The 18197-nt window shown below is 48.8% G+C and carries 19 protein-coding genes; 4 read left to right on the top strand and 15 right to left on the bottom strand.

Annotated features, from left to right (window positions below; translation table 11 throughout):
* Nucleotides 1–17: 17 nt before the first annotated feature.
* The 4 genes from TA3x_RS21355 to TA3x_RS21340 form a co-directional block, all read right to left on the bottom strand.
* Nucleotides 18–2153, bottom strand: a complete 2136-nt coding sequence (locus TA3x_RS21355) for a collagen-like triple helix repeat-containing protein (protein WP_435016697.1) — start codon at nt 2151–2153, stop codon at nt 18–20.
* A 92-nt stretch (nt 2154–2245) separates the two neighbouring features.
* On the bottom strand, nt 2246–3172 hold the full coding sequence (locus tag TA3x_RS21350; protein WP_435016696.1) for a P22 phage major capsid protein family protein: 927 nt from the start codon (nt 3170–3172) through the stop codon (nt 2246–2248).
* 121 nt (nt 3173–3293) lie between these two features.
* Complete coding sequence (locus TA3x_RS21345; RefSeq protein WP_435016695.1) at nt 3294–3905, bottom strand: hypothetical protein; 612 nt, start codon at nt 3903–3905, stop codon at nt 3294–3296.
* A gap of 8 nt (nt 3906–3913) precedes the next feature.
* Nucleotides 3914–5371 (bottom strand): phage portal protein, encoded by a 1458-nt coding sequence (locus TA3x_RS21340; protein WP_435016694.1) that lies wholly within the window; start codon nt 5369–5371, stop codon nt 3914–3916.
* A gap of 256 nt (nt 5372–5627) precedes the next feature.
* On the opposite strand from TA3x_RS21340, the gene TA3x_RS21335 reads away from it, so the two are divergent.
* Entirely contained in the window at nt 5628–6962 is a 1335-nt protein-coding gene (locus TA3x_RS21335; RefSeq protein WP_435016693.1) for a terminase large subunit domain-containing protein, read from the top strand.
* On the opposite strand, the gene TA3x_RS21330 is transcribed toward TA3x_RS21335, so the two are convergent.
* Nucleotides 6959–7954 (bottom strand): zinc-ribbon domain-containing protein, encoded by a 996-nt coding sequence (locus tag TA3x_RS21330; RefSeq protein WP_435016692.1) that lies wholly within the window; start codon nt 7952–7954, stop codon nt 6959–6961. The two genes, TA3x_RS21335 and TA3x_RS21330, sit on opposite strands and share 4 nt — an antisense overlap.
* Before the next feature lie 53 nt (nt 7955–8007).
* On the bottom strand, nt 8008–8502 hold the full coding sequence (locus TA3x_RS21325; protein WP_435016691.1) for a hypothetical protein: 495 nt from the start codon (nt 8500–8502) through the stop codon (nt 8008–8010).
* Between the two features lie 362 nt (nt 8503–8864).
* Here TA3x_RS21325 and TA3x_RS21320 point away from each other — a divergent pair, with 362 nt between their 5' ends.
* Nucleotides 8865–9548, top strand: coding sequence for a recombinase family protein (locus TA3x_RS21320; RefSeq protein WP_435016690.1), 684 nt, complete (start codon nt 8865–8867; stop codon nt 9546–9548).
* A 337-nt stretch (nt 9549–9885) separates the two neighbouring features.
* Here the strand turns inward: TA3x_RS21320 and TA3x_RS21315 are convergent, their stop codons facing one another.
* The 4 genes from TA3x_RS21315 to TA3x_RS21300 all read right to left on the bottom strand — a co-directional run bounded on the left by TA3x_RS21315 (nt 9886) and on the right by TA3x_RS21300 (nt 11515).
* Complete coding sequence (locus TA3x_RS21315; RefSeq protein ID WP_435016689.1) at nt 9886–10455, bottom strand: hypothetical protein; 570 nt, start codon at nt 10453–10455, stop codon at nt 9886–9888.
* Nucleotides 10455–10712, bottom strand: coding sequence for a hypothetical protein (locus TA3x_RS21310; protein ID WP_435016688.1), 258 nt, complete (start codon nt 10710–10712; stop codon nt 10455–10457). The genes TA3x_RS21315 and TA3x_RS21310 overlap by 1 nt, the downstream gene beginning before the upstream one ends.
* Complete coding sequence (locus tag TA3x_RS21305) at nt 10709–10927, bottom strand: hypothetical protein (protein ID WP_435016687.1); 219 nt, start codon at nt 10925–10927, stop codon at nt 10709–10711. Before TA3x_RS21305 ends, TA3x_RS21310 begins: the two co-directional genes overlap by 4 nt.
* A gap of 159 nt (nt 10928–11086) precedes the next feature.
* On the bottom strand, nt 11087–11515 hold the full coding sequence (locus tag TA3x_RS21300; RefSeq protein ID WP_435016686.1) for a hypothetical protein: 429 nt from the start codon (nt 11513–11515) through the stop codon (nt 11087–11089).
* Here TA3x_RS21300 and TA3x_RS21295 point away from each other — a divergent pair.
* Entirely contained in the window at nt 11515–11898 is a 384-nt protein-coding gene (locus TA3x_RS21295) for a hypothetical protein (RefSeq protein WP_435016685.1), read from the top strand. The genes TA3x_RS21300 and TA3x_RS21295 overlap by 1 nt on opposite strands.
* Nucleotides 11899–12452: 554 nt before the next feature.
* Here the strand turns inward: TA3x_RS21295 and TA3x_RS21290 are convergent.
* The 5 genes from TA3x_RS21290 to TA3x_RS21270 form a co-directional block, all read right to left on the bottom strand.
* Nucleotides 12453–12821, bottom strand: coding sequence for an HNH endonuclease (locus tag TA3x_RS21290; RefSeq protein WP_435022405.1), 369 nt, complete (start codon nt 12819–12821; stop codon nt 12453–12455).
* Nucleotides 12822–13459: 638 nt separating this feature from the next.
* Nucleotides 13460–16432 carry a hypothetical protein gene (locus tag TA3x_RS21285; RefSeq protein WP_435016684.1) on the bottom strand — a complete coding sequence of 991 codons (2973 nt, stop codon included), beginning with the start codon at nt 16430–16432 and terminating at the stop codon, nt 13460–13462.
* A gap of 169 nt (nt 16433–16601) precedes the next feature.
* Nucleotides 16602–16850, bottom strand: a complete 249-nt coding sequence (locus TA3x_RS21280) for a hypothetical protein (protein WP_435016683.1) — start codon at nt 16848–16850, stop codon at nt 16602–16604.
* The gene (locus TA3x_RS21275; RefSeq protein WP_435016682.1) at nt 16847–17062 is read right to left on the bottom strand and encodes a hypothetical protein; all 216 of its coding nucleotides are present in this window, start codon (nt 17060–17062) and stop codon (nt 16847–16849) included. Before TA3x_RS21275 ends, TA3x_RS21280 begins: the two co-directional genes overlap by 4 nt.
* A gap of 286 nt (nt 17063–17348) precedes the next feature.
* Complete coding sequence (locus tag TA3x_RS21270) at nt 17349–17768, bottom strand: hypothetical protein (RefSeq protein WP_435016681.1); 420 nt, start codon at nt 17766–17768, stop codon at nt 17349–17351.
* A 101-nt stretch (nt 17769–17869) separates the two neighbouring features.
* Between TA3x_RS21270 and TA3x_RS21265 the strand changes: the two genes are divergently transcribed.
* On the top strand, nt 17870–18091 hold the full coding sequence (locus tag TA3x_RS21265) for a hypothetical protein (RefSeq protein WP_435016680.1): 222 nt from the start codon (nt 17870–17872) through the stop codon (nt 18089–18091).
* Nucleotides 18092–18197 lie beyond the last annotated feature (106 nt).

Raw genomic sequence — 18197 nt, 5'->3', positions numbered from 1 at the left:
TGGTATCTCCCCGAAGTTCATGATCCTATTACCCCCAATGACTTGATGGTATCTGCGAGCGTCAGCAAGAAGTTCTGAGTATCCACCAGGCTTGACACACCAGGTGTGATGGTTTTCGTCGGCGTATAAGCTGGGATGGTCCATCCAGTGGATTTTCCAACTGGCGTAGATCCAAAGAAACCAAGCTTGGTTTGCGTTCCATCGGCAATAACCCTGATGCCCTCGCGAGGTCCAATGTAATCGGTCGCCGATAGTGCAACGTATCCCTTGCGAGTGGCGTCCGTGTTATCGATCCAGCCGTGAGACAATGCACCCGTTGCCCGTCCGTTCGTGGTCGACGAGTCCGAATACAGATTGACCCCATTCCGGTTGATGTATGTGTGGAGTTTATTCTGTGAGGAGTGCAGTCGATACCCGGCATTCGAATAAGTATAAAGCATCATGTCGCCGGATTGAGTGGAGAGACTCAATTGCCCGCCGACTTCGCCCATGCCGTAACGGTTAGTTCCGCATGAGATATAAGTTTCGCCGTATCCCCCGAAGTTGATCGATTCGTTTATGGTTCCGCCGCAATCCCGCACCTGCAATGTGTTATTCGTGTTGACCTGAGCATCAAACGCAACATAAGGATTGAATCCAGATTGCCCCATCCTCATCTGCCCGAATACACTATTATCAACAACGGTTTGTAATACCCATTCCGTTCCCGCAAAATCAGATCCAGCGGTATGACGATTAGAGAAAATCTTGAATTGGAGATCGTTGTTTGCGGTTGTCCTCAACGTCAGTGCTGGCTGTGTGCTGCCAACGGTTGTCCCCATCGATCCAGCAAGCCGCATATCCAGGAGCGAGGTTGGATTGTTCAATCCTATACCGAGCTTACCACCGTTAACAACAATATTGCTATTCTGAGCAAGGTTTCCGCCCGATGTGTATAGGATTGCATTCGCTAAGGCACCCGATACCGGCGAACCGATGGCTACAGATCCCCCACCGGCTGGGGTTGCCCATGTGCCATCACCTCGAAGGTAGGTTGTATTCGATGCCGTGCCGCTACCCAAACGAGCGGTTGCAACCGTCCCGCTTGACAAGTTGGAAGCATTGAGGGCGGTCAATGCGGTTCCAACGCCACTAAACGATGTGGCAGTCACATTGCAATTTGCATCAACGATGAATTGCTTTGCGAAACCATACTGATAAGCCCAGAGTAGATTTGCAGTCTGTGTGCTGACAAATTGGCTACCATCAAAAGTTCCACTGCCTTTAATCAACAATCCCGGGACATTGTTGGCACCCGTTGTGATCTCGCTTCCGCCCGTAATCCTGACCGTATCTTGATTCAGATCGAACCAAATTGGCGTTCCAGATTGGCTGGACAGGTAGGGCTTGACGATCGAAACCGAAGGCGTAGGCAATGCCGTTCCTTGGCTGCCCTGAACTCCCTGAACTCCCTGAACTCCCTGGACGCCTTGCGGACCTGGGACGGTAGAAGCGGCTCCTGTGGCTCCCTGGACGCCCGGACCACCCTGGGGACCAGTGATGGACAATCCCTGGGGTCCCTGGCTCCCTTGAACACCTGGGACGCCCTGGGGACCAGCGACGTTGGAAGCGGCTCCTGTGGCTCCCTGGACTCCCTGCACTCCAGGACTTCCCTGGGGACCCGTGATGGACGCGCCCTGGGGTCCTTGGGGTCCCAATCCACCTGGAGGACCCTGAACGGTGCTGGCGGCTCCTGGAGGACCCTGGACGCCTTGCGGACCTGGGACGGGATCTGTGGCGACAAGCTGATTGATGACGTCGGTCTGGATGACCAGCGTTGCGAAAATTTCGTCGAAGGTTTCGGCACTGATCAGAACTCCCACCTGGTAGCCGATGGGGAAGGGGGCGTCAGGATAATCATCCATGACACCATCAATCACCAAACGGTCTGGAGCCTGTATCCCTATGACCTTTAAATGAATTTCGGCATTGGAATTCTTCTTGCCGATTCCGATACGCAGGGGATCGGAAGGGGAAGGGGAGCCGAATCTAGAAAGGTCTGCCGCCCTGATCCTGACCGTGGTATCACCAGGGGCATACGCCTGCGTCAAGGAAGAATAGGCGTCGTTCAGCACCTTGGTTAGCACGGGATCTGGTAGCGGGTTGATAGCCATGAAGTTATTTAGTATGGGAACGAAAAAAGCCTAATCAACTTCCATGTTGATTAGGCTTTTCGTGATTACCAGCATGGTCCTGGTGTTATCGATTAGGCTTTCGCACTGATGATCAATACTGCCTTGGCAGGATCGACCACGCCGACGCCGAAAAGGGCATCAACCGAAATCATTTCAGCCAACTTCTGCTGATTCCAATCGATAGCGAAACGGATCGGCAGTCCGTTGTAATAAACGGTTCTGGACTTTACGCCACCAGCTTGGGGAGTCGGCAAAGCACGGGCGGCAAAACCGAAAGCGTCCTTGTGGAACAAGATGCTTTGCATGTTTCCGCCAGCCGAAAGCGGCAAGCCAGTCTGATAGTCAGCATAGGCATTCCACTGGCGTCCAAGAATCGCGCTGGATCGGATGTAAGGAGCAGGATTGCCCTGGGAAACGACCTGATTCCAGCTTGGAGTGTTTACCAGGTTGGCATATACAGCCGTTGGCGTAGCGAGGAATAAATTACCATCCCTCATGTCCAATCCGGTATCAGCCAACTTCTGCCATGCAAGCCCCATCTGGTTATCAGTGATGGTATTGACCACCGAACCTTCAGCGGGAATAGCTGTGTTTACGTTGAAGTTGGTGCCAGTGACGTAAGTCGAAAGACGATCGGCACCAAACTTAGCAACCTTGTAAATGGCTTCATCCAAGAACAAGCCACGCAGGTCCACGGCAGTTCTGACCCGATCAAAATCAGGAATCTTGAACCAGATAGCGGGATGCTGGTCCATTGCGATGTTGACTTTCGTTGCGGCAACGTCCGAAACGGTCAATTCACCGGCGCCAACATTGGTCACAGTGTAACCGGAAGTTGCCTTATAGAAGGCAATGGCGTCATTGTCGTCGCCAATGGCACCCGAGAAATTACGGGAGATTGCATCCAGCATAAAGTGCTGGGAAGCCTTGTTCTTCGCGGCGTCTTCTACGGCGACGGGAAGGTATGAGAAAAACTCTGAAGGATAAGAATTAGCCATGTATCCTCTTACAAATTCAACTTCCTACTAGCAATCACTGCCCTCCCCATGTGAATGAAGTTGGCGAACTTTGGGCATCACGCCCGAACTGGTGTTTACAACACCGATATAAAATATCTAGTTAGTTACTTTCGATTTTTACGGTTCCATTCAACGTCGCTTCCGCAAGCTTGCTCTGGTTGTGGAACATCCACTGGGGGTCAGACATCTGTGCTTCAGTGACATAGAAAACATTCTTGGAACTATTTCCACGGCTTGCACCAGGACCAGGAGCCAGTTTTTTTTCCTTCGGTGCCTCTACTTTTAGATAAGGACGGCTGCTGAGAGCGCTGGACAACGTTTCCTTGATCGCTTCATCGTTGGGTTCATCGTCGTTGGGAGCGTAACCAGAAAGGGCATAGGCGTCTTCCAGGGCGTCTTCCCTGATACCAAGTTCCTTGGCAACCTTGCTGAATGCATCCTTATGCTTGTTCTTCCGAACTTCATTGCGAAGATTTTCTAGTTCCTCCAGACGTTCGTCAGCACTTGGCTGCTTCTTGTTCTGGAGTTCGTCCAGCTTCTTACGCAGGTCTTCAATCTGAACTTTATATTGCAAAGCTTCTTCTGAAGCAGATCGTTTTGCTTGACGATATCCCTTGGCTTCACTCTTCACAGCTTCTAATTGCTGCGTCAAACGATTGATGGTTGCCAGGGCATCGCTTCTACCAGATGTTTTCTTGGTTTCTGTTTCCATGTTGTCTCTCATATTTCACTGATTGGGGTTAAACCGACATCCTCCGACGTTGTCACCACTCCACCCAGAACGTCCTTGCTCTGGTTCGTGGCGACGGAAGGCATCAGTCTGGATTCGATCTCGCGATCCCTGGCGATAGCCTCCAGCTTCGCAATTGCTTCCTCCCTGCCGCATCCCTCGCGATCCTGAATGACCTGGAGAACACTCGTGAATCCATGCTCAATTCCGAATGCGTCGGCACGGTCCCGTTCGGGTCCTGGGATGCTGTTGAAATTGCTGGTCCATCTAACGGAGAGTTGGAAGTTCTCCAGGGCGGGACGTAGGTAATCCACCTCGTCGCCCAAATGGGCAACCGCCACCTGGAGAACAACCCGAGCAAGATCCGTTTCATACTGATGCCATGCCCGTTGGCGCCCCCTGGAATAATTCACTAAGGGCGCCTGCTCCTGCGCGATGCTGCTGCCACTCCTGGCAACACTCTGGACCATGCGGACTGCTGCGAGCGGCACACCAGCACATTCCATGCTATGTTCGTTAAACTTATCGATATCTTCCCAAATGGAATCTACGAAGTTCAATGGTGCGACGATTTGATTGATATCCACCTTGCCATTTGGTCCACCAGCACCACCAGGAGCGGCAGTAATCGTCATCCATTCGCTTGGACTCCATTCACCAGGTGGTTTCCATGTTGGATCATGTCCGCTGATAACAACTTTAGGGAGTGCAAGATACTTAATGGCATCCGCAAGGCTAGTCAGACGGAAAATGATATAGTCCTGCATTTCTCGCAGGACATTTCCTGGTGATCCGCTCCAGAAGTCCAAAACCGGAGATTCGAAGTGGGCGAAGGAGAAGGGCAGGACCCCATAGGTATTATCTTCTTCGTCATCCAGCACAAATTCCTTCATGCTGTTGGATTCACGCAGATAATACCTGACCGTTTCGGCTGTGTATAATCTCCAGCGATCTTGATTACCGACGCAATCCATCGTCACAACTGCGACCACCTTCAAAGGATCATCAGGGTCCCGAAAGATCGCAAAAGAATCTTCGGACCACACATGAATCTTGATGGGGTTGTTTTCGTCGTCCGTCGCAGCAACCTGGAATGCAACCGCTCCACCAGATCCGATGACGGAAAGACGGTCTGCCGCCTGCCACTTCGCAAACATGGAATTTTGCGTATAAACCTTCTGCAAGAAGTCCGTCGCTTGCTCTTGATCCGGTATAACCCTGACTGGATTATCTCGATACAGGTAGGACGTCAGCGTATCCACAATCTTCTTCATCAGGAGCGATGATCGATTGCAACGGCTATTCGGGTCATCCTTGATGCGATATCGATATTGTTCGTAATCGCCACGATAGTAATCCAGATTGACCTTGGATAGATGCAATCTCCTTGCATCCCCTGGCAAACCCTTTACAACAGCCCCATGAATCGCATCGATATCGAGTCCCATATCATTATGTAGTCCATTTGCTTGGATTTCGCTACATAATAGAATGGACCCCGTCTTAAACCAGTTTTTGAATAACAATCAATACCCTAGACTCCGCACCAGAAAAGATGTGGAGACTTTTCAGGAAGAATTAAATGACACCAGAAAGCACAAGTTAGAATATTTCCAGACGATTCTTCGGTATTCTTATAATGACCCCTCAATTTTCAATTCTCTTGTGCTGGGACGTTCGCCTTATTGGCATCGCCAGGAGGACATGTGCAAGCTGGTAGCAGACCATGACACTTCACTGATTGTTTCGGGGAATAGCCTCGGAAAATCATTTTGGATTGCAGGAATTGTCCTCTGGTATCTGTTCACCAGACCAAATAGCATCATTCTAACTTCCGCACCAACACAAACTTCCTTATCATCGGTGTTTTGGCGATATATCCGAGACGCTTTCAACAATTCAATGCATCCTTTGGGCGGCAAAATCACGGCATCACCCTATGAAATGCTGAAATTAGATGAAAATTGGCTCGCCCTGGGGATTTCTACCACAAAAACGGAAAAGCTATCAGGTTTCCACGGGAAATCAGTCATGGCATGTTTGGATGAAGCTTCTGGTATATCATCGGAGGTCTGGAGCGCTATCGACTCCCTTGCGGCGGATCGCATCATTGCCGTAGGCAATCCCCTACGATGCGACAATCAGTTCTATCAGCTAGTGCAAAAGGCGCAGATGCCTGGTTCCATGATGGGATTCATGAGAATTTCTTCGATGGAATCCCCCGACATCAACAAATGGAACTCAGAAACAGGACTCGCTTCACAGAAATGGCTAGCAACCAATCGCGAGAAATATGGTGAAGCATCATTGTGGTGGCTTTCTCATGTCCTTGCAGAGTTCCCGGAAGAATCTTCTGCATCGCTGTTCAGGAAGGAATGGCTAGACGCCTGCGTCAACGCAGAACACATCCCCAGTGGCTTCACCAGGATTGCCGTCGACTATGCGGAAGGTGGAGGGAAGGGGGACGAGGCTGTCATAGGCGTCAGGGACGATGGAGGACTTTACGAACTGGAGGGGTCAAACCAGTGGAAGCCTGAAGAACTCTCCAGACGAGTTGCCGCATACGCCAGACAATACAAGGTGGACCCGTCCCGGATCAGTTGGGACGCAGGTGGAACCGGGTCTTCCTTCGGGGAATTCCTCCAGGGACAAGGTTTGACTGGTTGCCGTGCCTACAAGGGGTCCTTTGGAGCCTCCAGGGACGCAGTGGGGACGAATTACCGGACCTGCGCGGCATGGGCTTTAGCGAGGCGGTTGGACCCCTCCAGGGAGAAGCTGGAAGAAGTCCCGGTTCTGGAGCGGACGGGACCACGAATCCTGTGGACCAATCAGCAGCCCCAACTTCGTAGGACGAAAGATGCAACTTTCGCAATCCCTGAACACCTAATGCAGAAACTTCGCCATGAACTCCAATCGTTGCGATACGAACAAACCGCGACCGATAAGATCCACCTGGAGAATGCGGAGGATTACAGGGATCGTTTGGGAAGATCGCCAAACTATAGTGATTGCCTTATACAGTCATTCTATTGGAGCTAATTTCGCAATGACCTTTGCTTCGGAAGTTTTCCAATAGCTTCGTCAATCAACTGTGGTATATCGTCAACGCGGAAAAATGGTATCTCCAGGTAAGGGATGTCATGATCTTCCGCCCACTTGCGTTTAATTTCGTCGCGAATCTTCAACTTGATGAAAAGATCATTGCCACCAAACAATTTCACCGGGCTGAAATGTTGAATCCCCTGGAACTCCAGGAGCAAGGGCATCATCCCATCTGGACACACAGCAAAATCATAAGGTAAATTCTTGACGTGTTTGCAAGTCCGGATTTTGAATTGCCTAACGTAATGGAAACCAAGCGATCGAAGATGATTATCAATCGCTCTTTCGCCCTTGCTTTCCTTGCATATCGAGCAATTTTGACCATTATATCTATTATTGACATAAGCCCGATAGACGTGATGCTCGAAACGCGGACATTGCCACCAGACTTTTTTGCCGCTACATTCAGTAATATCATGTGGAGTCAATAACCCATTGAGTGTCTTGTGCCACTCCTTGGCTAATTCAGGATTCATTGCGGCAAAAGAATTTGTATGATTTACCTTCTTTCCTACGCAAAACGGGCATCCGCTGGACATTTTACCTGTTCTATGACTTACCTTTGCTTGATAATCATGATGTGCGTTGCGAGGACATATCCACCACGCTTTGTAGCGGCTGCCCTTTCCTACGTCATTAGGAGTTTTATCATTTAGTGGATGCCACTCCTTTGCAAGATCAGGGAATAACGTGGCAAGCGAGTTGTTCTTATCGGTCTTCTTCCCCGCACAGTAAGGACAGCCTTGACCCCTTGTCCTAGCGCAAGGCTGTGCCTGCCATTCATGGGAAGCGTCATTGATGCATTTCCACCAGAGTTTTTTTGATGATCCTGCACCTATCTTTGCGGCATCAAGATCACCGTTCTTTGATGGATGCAATTGTTGAATTAGGAAATCTGAAAGGGGAATGTAGTTAAATTGGTTTGGCATAACGATTAGACGAAACCTGGCATCATGTTATTCAACCGAAGCTGAACAATATTCTACTTTCCCATGCTAATTCCATCCAACCCGAAATCTAGCTCTTTTTTTACTTCTTTGGGCTGCTCTTTGACGCCCTGGTCCTTGATCTTGTCCAGGTAAACCTGTCTCATCTGATGAAGCCAGTTGCGATGAAGCAGCAGAACGGCAGCTTCATTCGCGGAATGATAGACTTGTCGTGTGATAGCCGTCTGCTCATTGCTAAGGACCGTTTCCACGGCATCCAGGTAACGGGAGAAGGGCGAGACGAGGATATGACATGCTTCATGATGAAGCAGGTCAATCAATCCTTCCTCGTTTTCTACCGCTTCAGGGTCAATTTTGATCGTCGCGGTTTCGTAATCGATGAACGGTGTGCAATCTCCTGCAACTTGACCATCTTCTGTGCTGGGGAGCCTGCAACATTGAAATTTGACTTGCCAATAACTTATTCCGAGAAATTCCATGATAGGTTTGGCATGTTTTTCTGCCAGCTTTGCAACTTCACTTGTATCCATTCCCTATTGAGAGACCCTTTTTTGATAATTTCGCTGCCGCTGAAGAAGTTGTTATTTGGATAAGGGTCTTTTGGAAGTTGCCGCCTGGTTTGCACCGCCCCCCACCCATGCATCACCACTTATATGTAGCGCTCTAATTATGACACATATAAGTGGGCATCATTGTAATGCATATTACATATAACGATCTATCACATACGATTTCTGCTTATGCGAATGGGTGGGCGTCCAGCGTAAAGAATTTCCACAACCTCTATACGTTCTAAGGAAATACGGTATGCGCCACCTGGACTGACCGGACCTGATATGCGATGATAGTATCTCTGGGATGGATCTTGTTCACTAGGTGGGGATGGTGTCCAATGAATGGGAAACTCATTGCTTACTATCGTGTTTCAACTTTGGCACAAGGTCGTTCAGGTCTAGGGTTGGAAGCACAAGAAACAGCCGTTGCCGATTATGCCAAAGCATACGGCAAGGAAGTTATCAAGGCTTACCAGGAGACGGAAAGCGGCAAGGATAATGACCGTCCTGAACTCATGAAGGCTATGGCACACGCTCGCAGGGCAGGTGCTACCCTCTGCATTGCCAAGCTGGATCGTCTTAGCAGAAACATGGCGTTCTTGGCAAACCTCATGGAAACCAAGGTTCCCTTCGTCTGCTGCGATATGCCAGAAGCATCGGAAATCACGCTCCATCTCATGGCAGCCTTTGCCCAATACGAACGGAAGGCAATTAGTTCCAGGACGAAAGCCGCACTTGCCGCCTATAAAGCCAGAGGGGGGCTGTTAGGTGCTTCCCATCCCAACGGGGTTAAGATCACCCAGGAAGCCCGGCTGGAAGGCTCCAGGGTGGCGTCAAAGCGGCGATCGGCTGAAGCGGCTGCCGCCTATGCGGACCTGACGCCCATGATGTTGTCCTGGAGGGCAGGGGGGATGACCCAATCCCAGATTGCAGAAAGATTGACCCTGGAGGGACACACCACCAGGTCCGGGAAATCCTGGAGCCAAGGACAAGTGTCAAGGGTCCTACAGCGTATGGCATAATTCCGACGTAAACCGTTCCAGCGTATAGCGAAAACGTAAAGGGCAGCAGAAGATTTCCTTCTGCTGCCCTTTATGCATGTACATCTATAACATTATCATCATTGTACAGTCATTAATAAGACAATAAGATATATGGTATGATTTATATGTTCGGACTGTGCATAAGGAGAGATTTATGGCACGGGATTATCGTAGAGCTTAACCCCAACTAATGAGTATTAATGTATGTATTATTGGTTATGCTCGAAAATGCCTTGTTTTTGGCTGCGAAATGATGATAAGTGAAATGTTATATGTTTTTGCATTTATGTAAACACGAAATTTTGCAGGTGCAGTCCTAATCAACTTCTTCTCTCTCTGCTTCTGGCGTAACGTCAATCACAGTCTCTTGTTCTGTCAATTGCAGCATCTTAGAGGCAATGGCGTTGTCCTCTGCTGTGCTGATCTTGGCGGCAGCGTCTTTCACCGTAACGTCATTGATTTCTAATTTCTGCCGCTGAATGGCGAAGGGTTGTCCTTTGGGCACTCGCTCCAGGAGCCAGGCATAAGCAAAGAAGTTGCGTTTACCATCTGGTCCTTTAGCTGATTTCTTGATCCCCATCAAATTGTCTGCGTAGAAAAGATTGATTGCCTGATTGATCCGTAATGCAAAATCAAGAAGTTCAGGCGTCTTCTCTGCCATGCCATCATTGATCCAGTTGTGGACGGTAGATTCATGTAGCATACAGATTGCGGCAGCTTGTTCTATGGTAACGCCGATACGAACTAGACCGCAAAGTTTCTTGCTGATAGCAGGAGTCAATTTATAGGTTCCAGTCCCTTTCGTCTCGGGATTCTTCCTGACACGGGGTCTGCCAACCTTTCTGATTTGCGGCATCTTCTCCTTGGGTTTCTTCCGTTCTGCCATCAAGATTCCTCGTTCGGTTCCCAACCACCCAAAATGCTATGTGCCACATCAGTGGCAATCTTGTAAATCAACTCCATCCAGTCAAAGTATTGTTCGTCGTCCACCGTATGAACCCAGAACTTCCTATCTGCAACATGCATGGTATATTCCACGGCTTGCATCAAAGTTGCGTCTGGATATTCTTTGAACAGGGCGGCAACGAACACTTGGACCCATTGTGCGATTCGCTCCACCCTATAAGGTGTGGCGAAGTTCATTCTGAATCCTTCAAGCGAATGAGAATTTCGCTACACTCCAGGTCCACCACTTCACCAACTTTAATTTCAGTCAAAGATTTACGGTTGAATTTCTTCCTAGTCAGATAAGGGCAAAGTTCCGCTTTGACAACTTCTTCTGCTGACATCGGCTCCGATTCCATATAGGGGTTATAGCAGGTGTCAATCATGATGGTGACCTTGATGAATTCTTTCACTTAGAAACCACCTGACGCGCCGGTTTCCGTGGTGGCTCCAGCTTGGCAAGTCTGGTTTCGATGTTGGACAACGATCGATTGATATCCTGCGTCAAGGTTGTGACGTTGTTCTGGACGCCATTCAACTGTGACTTGATATCTTCCAACATGACATAAAGTTTAGAATAGTCGATCAATGTGTTCCTTTTCGATGATGTCAAAGGTGCGGTATCGGTCCTCTGGCTGCGTCGTTTCGGTGATTCCCACCTGGGACTTGTCGGGGGGAAGGGTGGGGATTGCGAGAATTGCAACCTTCTCTGGATGTTTCTCTAGCGGCTCCTGGACGACGTCGGCACCACGCTGGAGGTCTCGCAGGATCAGCACCAGGAGCGTCACAGCGGCACTGGCGATTCCCACCCAGCGACTATCCAGGAATTCGCCTAGATGTGGCTGGAGACCTTCCAGGACTGCTAGGACGATGGCGCCGACGCCACCGGCGCGAGCGGTAGCCAGGGCGAGCCGATCGCCGGAAATCTGGTCCTTGATTTCGACGGATGTGTTTTTCTTGCGGAATAGATTACGAAGTCCCATGAAGTTATATAAGGGCAATGCCTAACATTCTGCGTGACATCCCACTGATTGAAAGCGAAGTTGACCTGGTTCGGGATCGCGCAGCAAGGTTGGACGAAAGATTGAAAGAGATTGTCCACAGGTACGAAAAGCAAGACGATCTGTTAGGATTGATTGGAACGAACATCCAAATGTTAGTTTTGAGGGTTTTAAAGGTGGAACAGAATTCCCTGAAAAATGATATCAAAGCTGATCTGGAATACTGCAAAGCAAAATCGGTTCAGCAAGAGCAAGAAATTTCGCTGCTGAAACACAAGCAAGGAGAAGAAAATGGGAAATGGGCTGGAATTATCTCGTTCGGTTTTCAGTTGGCGTTAGGTGTGTTAACCGCCTACTTGATTTGGCGGTTAGCACTGAAATGAACAAGGGCAGGATGACGCTACGATCATCCTGCCCTTACTCGACTGTGAAAACTATGCGTATGCATTATAGGTCACTATCGGAAGATGTCAGAAAATAGTTAGTTCGGTACATGACAAAATCCTGGGGTTGTCTCCAGGATTTTATCATACAAGACTGACGGCGTATTAAACATCATCTTGCAGGCGTGGTTTCGGGCGGTGCATATGGAAAACCGCCAGGGAAGGGGATCACTCACGCCTGATATCCCAATCCTCGATAGTTTAGATAGAGTGCCGAAAACGAAAAATGACAACCACGGCAAATGGTTGTCATTTTCGCAGACTTGTTCGTCAAAAGAACAAGGGTTTGGTGTGCCTGACAACACACCGGCAAGGGACCAAATTTTCCTTGCTGACGCAGTTGATTGGATTTTGGTGATCCAACGGCATCGGCACTGCGTCTTTGCCGTTGATGCCTTCGGGTTATCTAGAGGCTCCAGGGGGCGTTTCCAGCGATCGGCGACGGCTGGAGGGGGATTCGGGCGGGAAGCTCCCAGAATGCCCGTGGTGGAGTCTCAGGCGATCATGTCGGATTCATTTAGCAATAGAGCGTAAACGAATCTGTTAAGCTGTTCTAGAAATTCATCGGAGGGGGTGGTTGATTTCATGTAATTCACCCACTTGTGAACCCACTGCAAATTGGATGGATCATTGCTACCACCCTGAGATCGGGGGATGATATGGTCCAATGAGGCATTGACTCCTAATTCAAGTCGTAAGCCAGTGTATGCACACCTGCGGTTCTGTGAGTTAAATAGTTCTTCTATGACATGTGCTTTCTTGGTTGAACCAAGTATGCTCTTTGCGTAATTCTTCTTGATGCACTTTTCGCAAGTTACCGATTTATTGTCACGTTCTTTTCCACATACGATACAACATCCCATCACCTTCAAAGCTTTGACTTGCTTTCTCACCCGATGTTTTCGTTTGCAATCTTCGCAACATCGGGATGTTGAAATTGGGGGAAGTTTTCCGCATTCAGTGCATAGTCCAGCTAGTCTTCTTGAATCACGTTGTTCTTTGCTTCTCATTAATCGCCCTTTAAAAAAATTTCACTTAAGTTATACCTGCATCTTAGGTTAAGTCATTGCTATTGTCATGAGAAAATCAGGCAAGGGGAGATCGCCCTGGAGCCGATCCAGGAGCCGCACAGGGCAGGATACCGAACTCGGGAGTTCGGTATGAGTTCGGTATGAGTTCGGTATCGAGTTCGGTAGTCGATTTTCCCTTACACAATAGGCACTTATGGCGTGGATACCGAACTTACCGAACTAGGTGGGGGGGGTCGCTGGGATTTTCTATGCAATCACTCTATCTCTCTCCTACAAAACTCAAAATAAAAGAATACTCTAGGTTATTGAAGGTAATATAAGAATCCCCACAACCCCCCCCACCTAGTTCGGTAAGTTCGGTATATTGACATAACCCATTGCTATACAAGGGCTTGTAGTTACCGAACTCGATACCGAACTCATACCGAACTCATACCGAACTCGGTAATTCGGTATGAGTTCGGTATGTTTCAACTCGCTTTGGACAAGATTCGGTCGATTTCTACGGACACAGTCCGCTGACCATCCATGACCTGGGTTGTCAATCCATCGGGCGGAATCCAATCTTCTGGAACAGACAGACGATAGAAGGAAGCGAACTCCGAATACGGGCGTATGGAAACAATCTTGTAGGATTCTCCACCTTCTTCAATGACCACCTGGTCCCCAACCTGGAGGTTATCTAGCGGCTCCTTCTCTTGAACACCTTCTTGTTCGGTCGTTTCCGTTTCTGCTGCAACATTGATCAAGCAATAAAGTGCCGTTCCATGACAATCTTTCTTTGGCTTCCCGTGTTCGTCCTTAGCCCTTGTGATCTTGAATCCACCGATAATACGATCAACTTGACGCGAAAGAGCATGACCCATCGCAACCTTCTTGGATTGCTGCGATTTTCCATCCAAGAAAGGCGTTTCAATCTTGTGATATTCCAGGAGTTCTAAAAGTTTGCCAGCCGTCATAGCCTTGCCTTTTAGCATGTTGGACCAGAATGTAATGAGTTCCCCCCATCCTTCGTCCACGCTATTCAAATCAGCCAGATCATTGATATAGTTTCCGAGGAAACCCGGGATACCAGCAACGTCAAGAATTCCGCCAACGACCTGAACGTAATCTTCAAATCCTCCCATCGTCTGCTTTCCAACTGGCTTCCCAGCGGCAATCCAAGCAGAGCAGAGGGTCAAGCAAGCTTGAACAAGATCCTTGCGATTCTCTGCGGTCCACTTCCTGATGTTGGGATGTTTGAAACCGGATCGCAGTTCAGGATTTTCCACGCCAGGATCAAGACGGAATTTCACGATACGCTTCGCATTTTCCTTGCTGAACTTAGGATTGGTTCCAGATCCCATGAAGATTGACCGTACGGGCATATCGGTCATTCGGTTGGTCCCGAGGACCCTAGCCTTATGCCATCCCGTTGTGAGAACTGACGCGAGGGTCCCGGACGCAATCGCCCTGTTGATGTTATCAATGAAGATGTAAGGCGAACCTGCCATCAACAGAGACGTCAAGGTTTTGTTCCATTCTTCTTCGCTGTGACATTCAGGAGTGGTTGACGCCTGCCGCCCCGTCCAGATGTATGCGATAAGATCCATAATCAGCGTCTTACCAACACGGTTATCAGGAGCATCCGCGATATGCCAGGGCGTTGAACCAGGAATCATTTCCCGCACGAAATACATCAACAGCAGCCCGATAGCGTTTGCCAGGGAGCATTGATCAACGAAAGGAAAATCTAGAACCAGGTCCTTCAAGAGAAGATCCCTGGCTTTCGTGATTTCCGATGCAGTTGGCTTTGCAGGCACGGACAAGCCTTTGAGACTTTCGCTAGGGCGATACCAGAGACGGGACACGGGATCATAACCAGGCGTGGTCAGGAGCGTTCCTTTCGCCGTATAGACCGGGGTTTCAACGATACCGGAAAGGATCGGAAACTTGATATCAGTGGCATGAACAGCATCGATGACCATTTGTGGTGGGCAGACATTGACCAGTTTTCCTTTCTGGTCAGTCTTAACCCAGTTTGCGGCTTTAGCAAGGAAACCCAGCAAGGCGTTTCGCACCACGGTCTTAGCCATCAACTTTACGTCACCACGTTCATTCTCATCTTCCACCAGTTGCACGCAGGTTCCACCACGTCGAAACAGGATGGGAGGATTGTTGAATTCTGTAACTGCGTCAACGGCATCATTAACCATGTCCGAAAGCTGGCGCCCTGCGACAAAGATTCGACGAATGCCGTTCGCAGATTCCGTGTGGGGATATTCGTTATCAGATATCTTGTATTCCTCGCAGAACTTGTTAATCATCTCCTTCCCATATCGGGCGCAGACCGCTTCCATATCGCGTTTGTTATTATTGCAAGTTTCGTGAAGACAGTGGAACCTTGGAAATTCACCTTCTGCTTTGTAGAAGCAGGCGCCGTTTCCTTTGCCATTCTTGTGTTCGTCGGTCCAAGGGCAGAGTACTTCAAATTTCCCACCCTTATCGGTCGGGTCCAAGTCTGCCGCTTCACAGAACGCCATGACATCCAAGGTGCGAAGATTATAATATGCCTTGAACCATTCCGATCCTTCGCCCTTGAAGCTGCCGCCTCCAGCCGCTTTCAGGCGTTCTTCCATGACGGCGCGGACATCGCTTGGCTTGTCCTTCGGATCTTCCTTTAGCGGCTCCTGGTGGGCGTCTGGAGCCACTGGAGCATCATCAATGACCAGTTGCAGGAGTTCGGGCGGGACAACCTCCAGGACGGCAGGGGAGTCCAGGATTTTGGCGATCCTCTGGGGATTATCTTCTGTGTGGTCGGATTTTCTTTTCCATGTCCCATAGATCGGAATCAGCCGCGCCGCATTGGCAACGACGGTATCAATCTTGACCTTGTCATCCGTGAAGCGAAGTTTCAAAGAATTGATGAACGAAACGATCATCGTTTCGGTAGCTGCGTCGTTTGGAAGATCAATCCCATAGATTAGGTGCGAGCCGTTGCCACTGGAGCAGTAGCAAGGATCGGGGAATCCCAATCCGCTGAGATAATCTTTGACCTTAGCAGCAGTGGAGCAAGCATAATCATGTTCTGCGTCCGTCGCATTGATATCTTCATCTTCGCAGATCGAATCCAGGTCGATGAACAACCTGTTGCGGTGAATGACCTGGACATCTTCCGTGGTCTTTCCACCTTTTGGAATTGCCTTGACCCGATTGCAAGCCCTAGACAGCAAGGACTTCTTCACAGGGTTCGCAACCATGTAAACGGCTTTGCAATCGAAAACTTGTTTCGGACCATACTGCGTGTCAACCTTGATGCAACCCAATGTCAAGTTGACTGCGGCATCTGTCATCCTATCCAGGTCATCAAAATAACCACTGATAGTTCCATTTGACGATTCGATGACACGCAATTCGTAGACTTGACCTGGAACACACAACGTGGACAAGGTCTGGCGAATCAACTTGATGCTAGGCTCGTTTGCGGAAACTTGGCTGATTTTGCTATTGTTTGCGTTTGAATTCTGATTTACACTACTCATGTTATAGATACCAGGTAAGGCGTTAAACACTGCGACTGCGTTTGAGAGGGACCCCGGGGCTACCACCCCGGGGTTTCTCGATTTCATGCTCCTACAAATCTATTGACTTGAGATATTCGTCACATGCTTCGTCAAAGGAGAAGTATTCTTTTTTGTCTCTAATTGCTTGTGTAAATTTTCTCCATGCGGCTTTTACAACAGAGGGATCACACGAATTAAACAAATCGTCTGATTCCGAACTGCCCTTTGGGAAGCCATAGATGGAATCATCAGTGTATCGAAGTTCTTGAAATGCCTCTAAGTTTCTCATGATGCCATCTTCAGTTTCAATCCACATCACACCACCTCTTTCTTTGCGTGTCTTTGGAATTTGTTTCTGTTGGCAAAGTAGCGTCGGATTTCATCGAAATCACGCTGATTGTAAACCAACCTCGCACACCATTGGGTTGGTTCTGGGATATACTTTTTTCGCTTGTGAAAATCGAAGGTGTTACGCTTCAGCCCCACCGCGTGCAAAACTTCGTCGATTGTGTAGAACTTATCACTGCCCATCGTTTGTTCCTCCTGTCTTATATAGAATAGTCAAAACGTTTTTCAGAACCAATACCGAATTTTCTCAAAGTTTGTCATACATACGGTATGACACAAAAAATTACAGCCAAGCAAATCAGGGAGAAGTTGAACGCCACGAACACACGCCGCTGGGGAGCCTTTCTTGATAGGCTATTCCCCAACGGACCCGATCTTATAGAAGGAGAGTTCTTTTCCGAGGAACAAAACCTTCTCATTTCCGACCGATGGATTAAATGGGGTTTTTCGCAGCGAAAACCAGAATGAATTAAATGCCATGCGTTTTCTTGTGGCAACGTTCACAAAAAGACCTGGAAGCTAGAACTTCTCCTTCCAGGTCACCACGCGACATGGCGGAATAGTCCGTGTGATGGGTTTGAAGTCCACCTGGTTCATCCTTGCTGCCACAGATGACGCAGGACCAACCGTCCAGGATGTGTCTGGCGAGTCTCACACGCAGCCAATCGGCGTCAGACTCCCGAACGTGCCTCTGGTAGCTGACGGGCTGCTGGAGAGGCACCAGGGCGCCTTCCTCTTCGTATTGGGCGGCAGCCCCACTGGAATACCACCTAGCGGAAATCCTTTCCGCTTCCTTGTCGCTGATCTTCTTACCGATCCCAGCGAAATCATCGATCGATTGCAAAAATATCTCCAGCGTTGAAACATCGCAGCCAAGTTCTTCCGCCATTCCTCTTCTTGTCATACATCTCCTTGCGTTAGTGCCACAAAATTTATTTATGGTATTTGGCAAGAAAATGAAAAAGCTTACTATATTATTCAGGAGGTGTAATGATGGCAGAAAAGTTGTTTACGATGTTTGATGTTGCTGTTGCCAGTGGCGTATGCACTGCAACAGTTCAGAGACATGCAAAGGAAGGAAAATTGCCAGCCTTTGATAGCGTGGCAGGCAATGGGAAGTATTTCTGGAGCGAGGATAGTTTCAAGAAGATTGTTGCCAGCTTTAAAGGTAGCCGCTGGTCAAGAAAGAGTAACGCCAAGAATGAGGAATAAAAATGAGTAATGACAATTATGGAGCCGACTTTTCAGATATTATAATTCTGCCAGTATTGGGATTTGGACTGCTGTTTCTGTTTGCAGTTCTTTTGATTCAATTTAT

It is taken from the genome of Tundrisphaera macrotermitis, assembly GCF_051175315.1.
In the GTDB taxonomy this organism is placed as follows: Bacteria; Planctomycetota; Planctomycetia; order Isosphaerales; family Isosphaeraceae; genus Tundrisphaera.
The sequence above is the reverse complement of the archived record's forward strand: the minus strand, read 5'-3'. Positions and strand labels throughout refer to the sequence as shown.

Excerpts from the sequence above, each read along its gene's own strand:
- TA3x_RS21355 (WP_435016697.1), bottom strand. The coding sequence starts at position 2,153 with ATGGCTATCAACCCGCTACCAGATCCCGTGCTAACCAAGGTGCTGAAC.
- TA3x_RS21350 (WP_435016696.1), bottom strand. The coding sequence starts at position 3,172 with ATGGCTAATTCTTATCCTTCAGAGTTTTTCTCATACCTTCCCGTCGCC.
- TA3x_RS21345 (WP_435016695.1), bottom strand. The coding sequence starts at position 3,905 with ATGGAAACAGAAACCAAGAAAACATCTGGTAGAAGCGATGCCCTGGCA.
- TA3x_RS21340 (WP_435016694.1), bottom strand. The coding sequence starts at position 5,371 with ATGGGACTCGATATCGATGCGATTCATGGGGCTGTTGTAAAGGGTTTG.
- TA3x_RS21335 (WP_435016693.1), top strand. The coding sequence starts at position 5,628 with ATGTGCAAGCTGGTAGCAGACCATGACACTTCACTGATTGTTTCGGGG.
- TA3x_RS21330 (WP_435016692.1), bottom strand. The coding sequence starts at position 7,954 with ATGCCAAACCAATTTAACTACATTCCCCTTTCAGATTTCCTAATTCAA.
- TA3x_RS21325 (WP_435016691.1), bottom strand. The coding sequence starts at position 8,502 with ATGGATACAAGTGAAGTTGCAAAGCTGGCAGAAAAACATGCCAAACCT.
- TA3x_RS21320 (WP_435016690.1), top strand. The coding sequence starts at position 8,865 with ATGAATGGGAAACTCATTGCTTACTATCGTGTTTCAACTTTGGCACAA.
- TA3x_RS21315 (WP_435016689.1), bottom strand. The coding sequence starts at position 10,455 with ATGGCAGAACGGAAGAAACCCAAGGAGAAGATGCCGCAAATCAGAAAG.
- TA3x_RS21310 (WP_435016688.1), bottom strand. The coding sequence starts at position 10,712 with ATGAACTTCGCCACACCTTATAGGGTGGAGCGAATCGCACAATGGGTC.
- TA3x_RS21295 (WP_435016685.1), top strand. The coding sequence starts at position 11,515 with ATGCCTAACATTCTGCGTGACATCCCACTGATTGAAAGCGAAGTTGAC.
- TA3x_RS21290 (WP_435022405.1), bottom strand. The coding sequence starts at position 12,821 with ATGGGATGTTGTATCGTATGTGGAAAAGAACGTGACAATAAATCGGTA.
- TA3x_RS21275 (WP_435016682.1), bottom strand. The coding sequence starts at position 17,062 with ATGGGCAGTGATAAGTTCTACACAATCGACGAAGTTTTGCACGCGGTG.
- TA3x_RS21270 (WP_435016681.1), bottom strand. The coding sequence starts at position 17,768 with ATGGCGGAAGAACTTGGCTGCGATGTTTCAACGCTGGAGATATTTTTG.
- TA3x_RS21265 (WP_435016680.1), top strand. The coding sequence starts at position 17,870 with ATGATGGCAGAAAAGTTGTTTACGATGTTTGATGTTGCTGTTGCCAGT.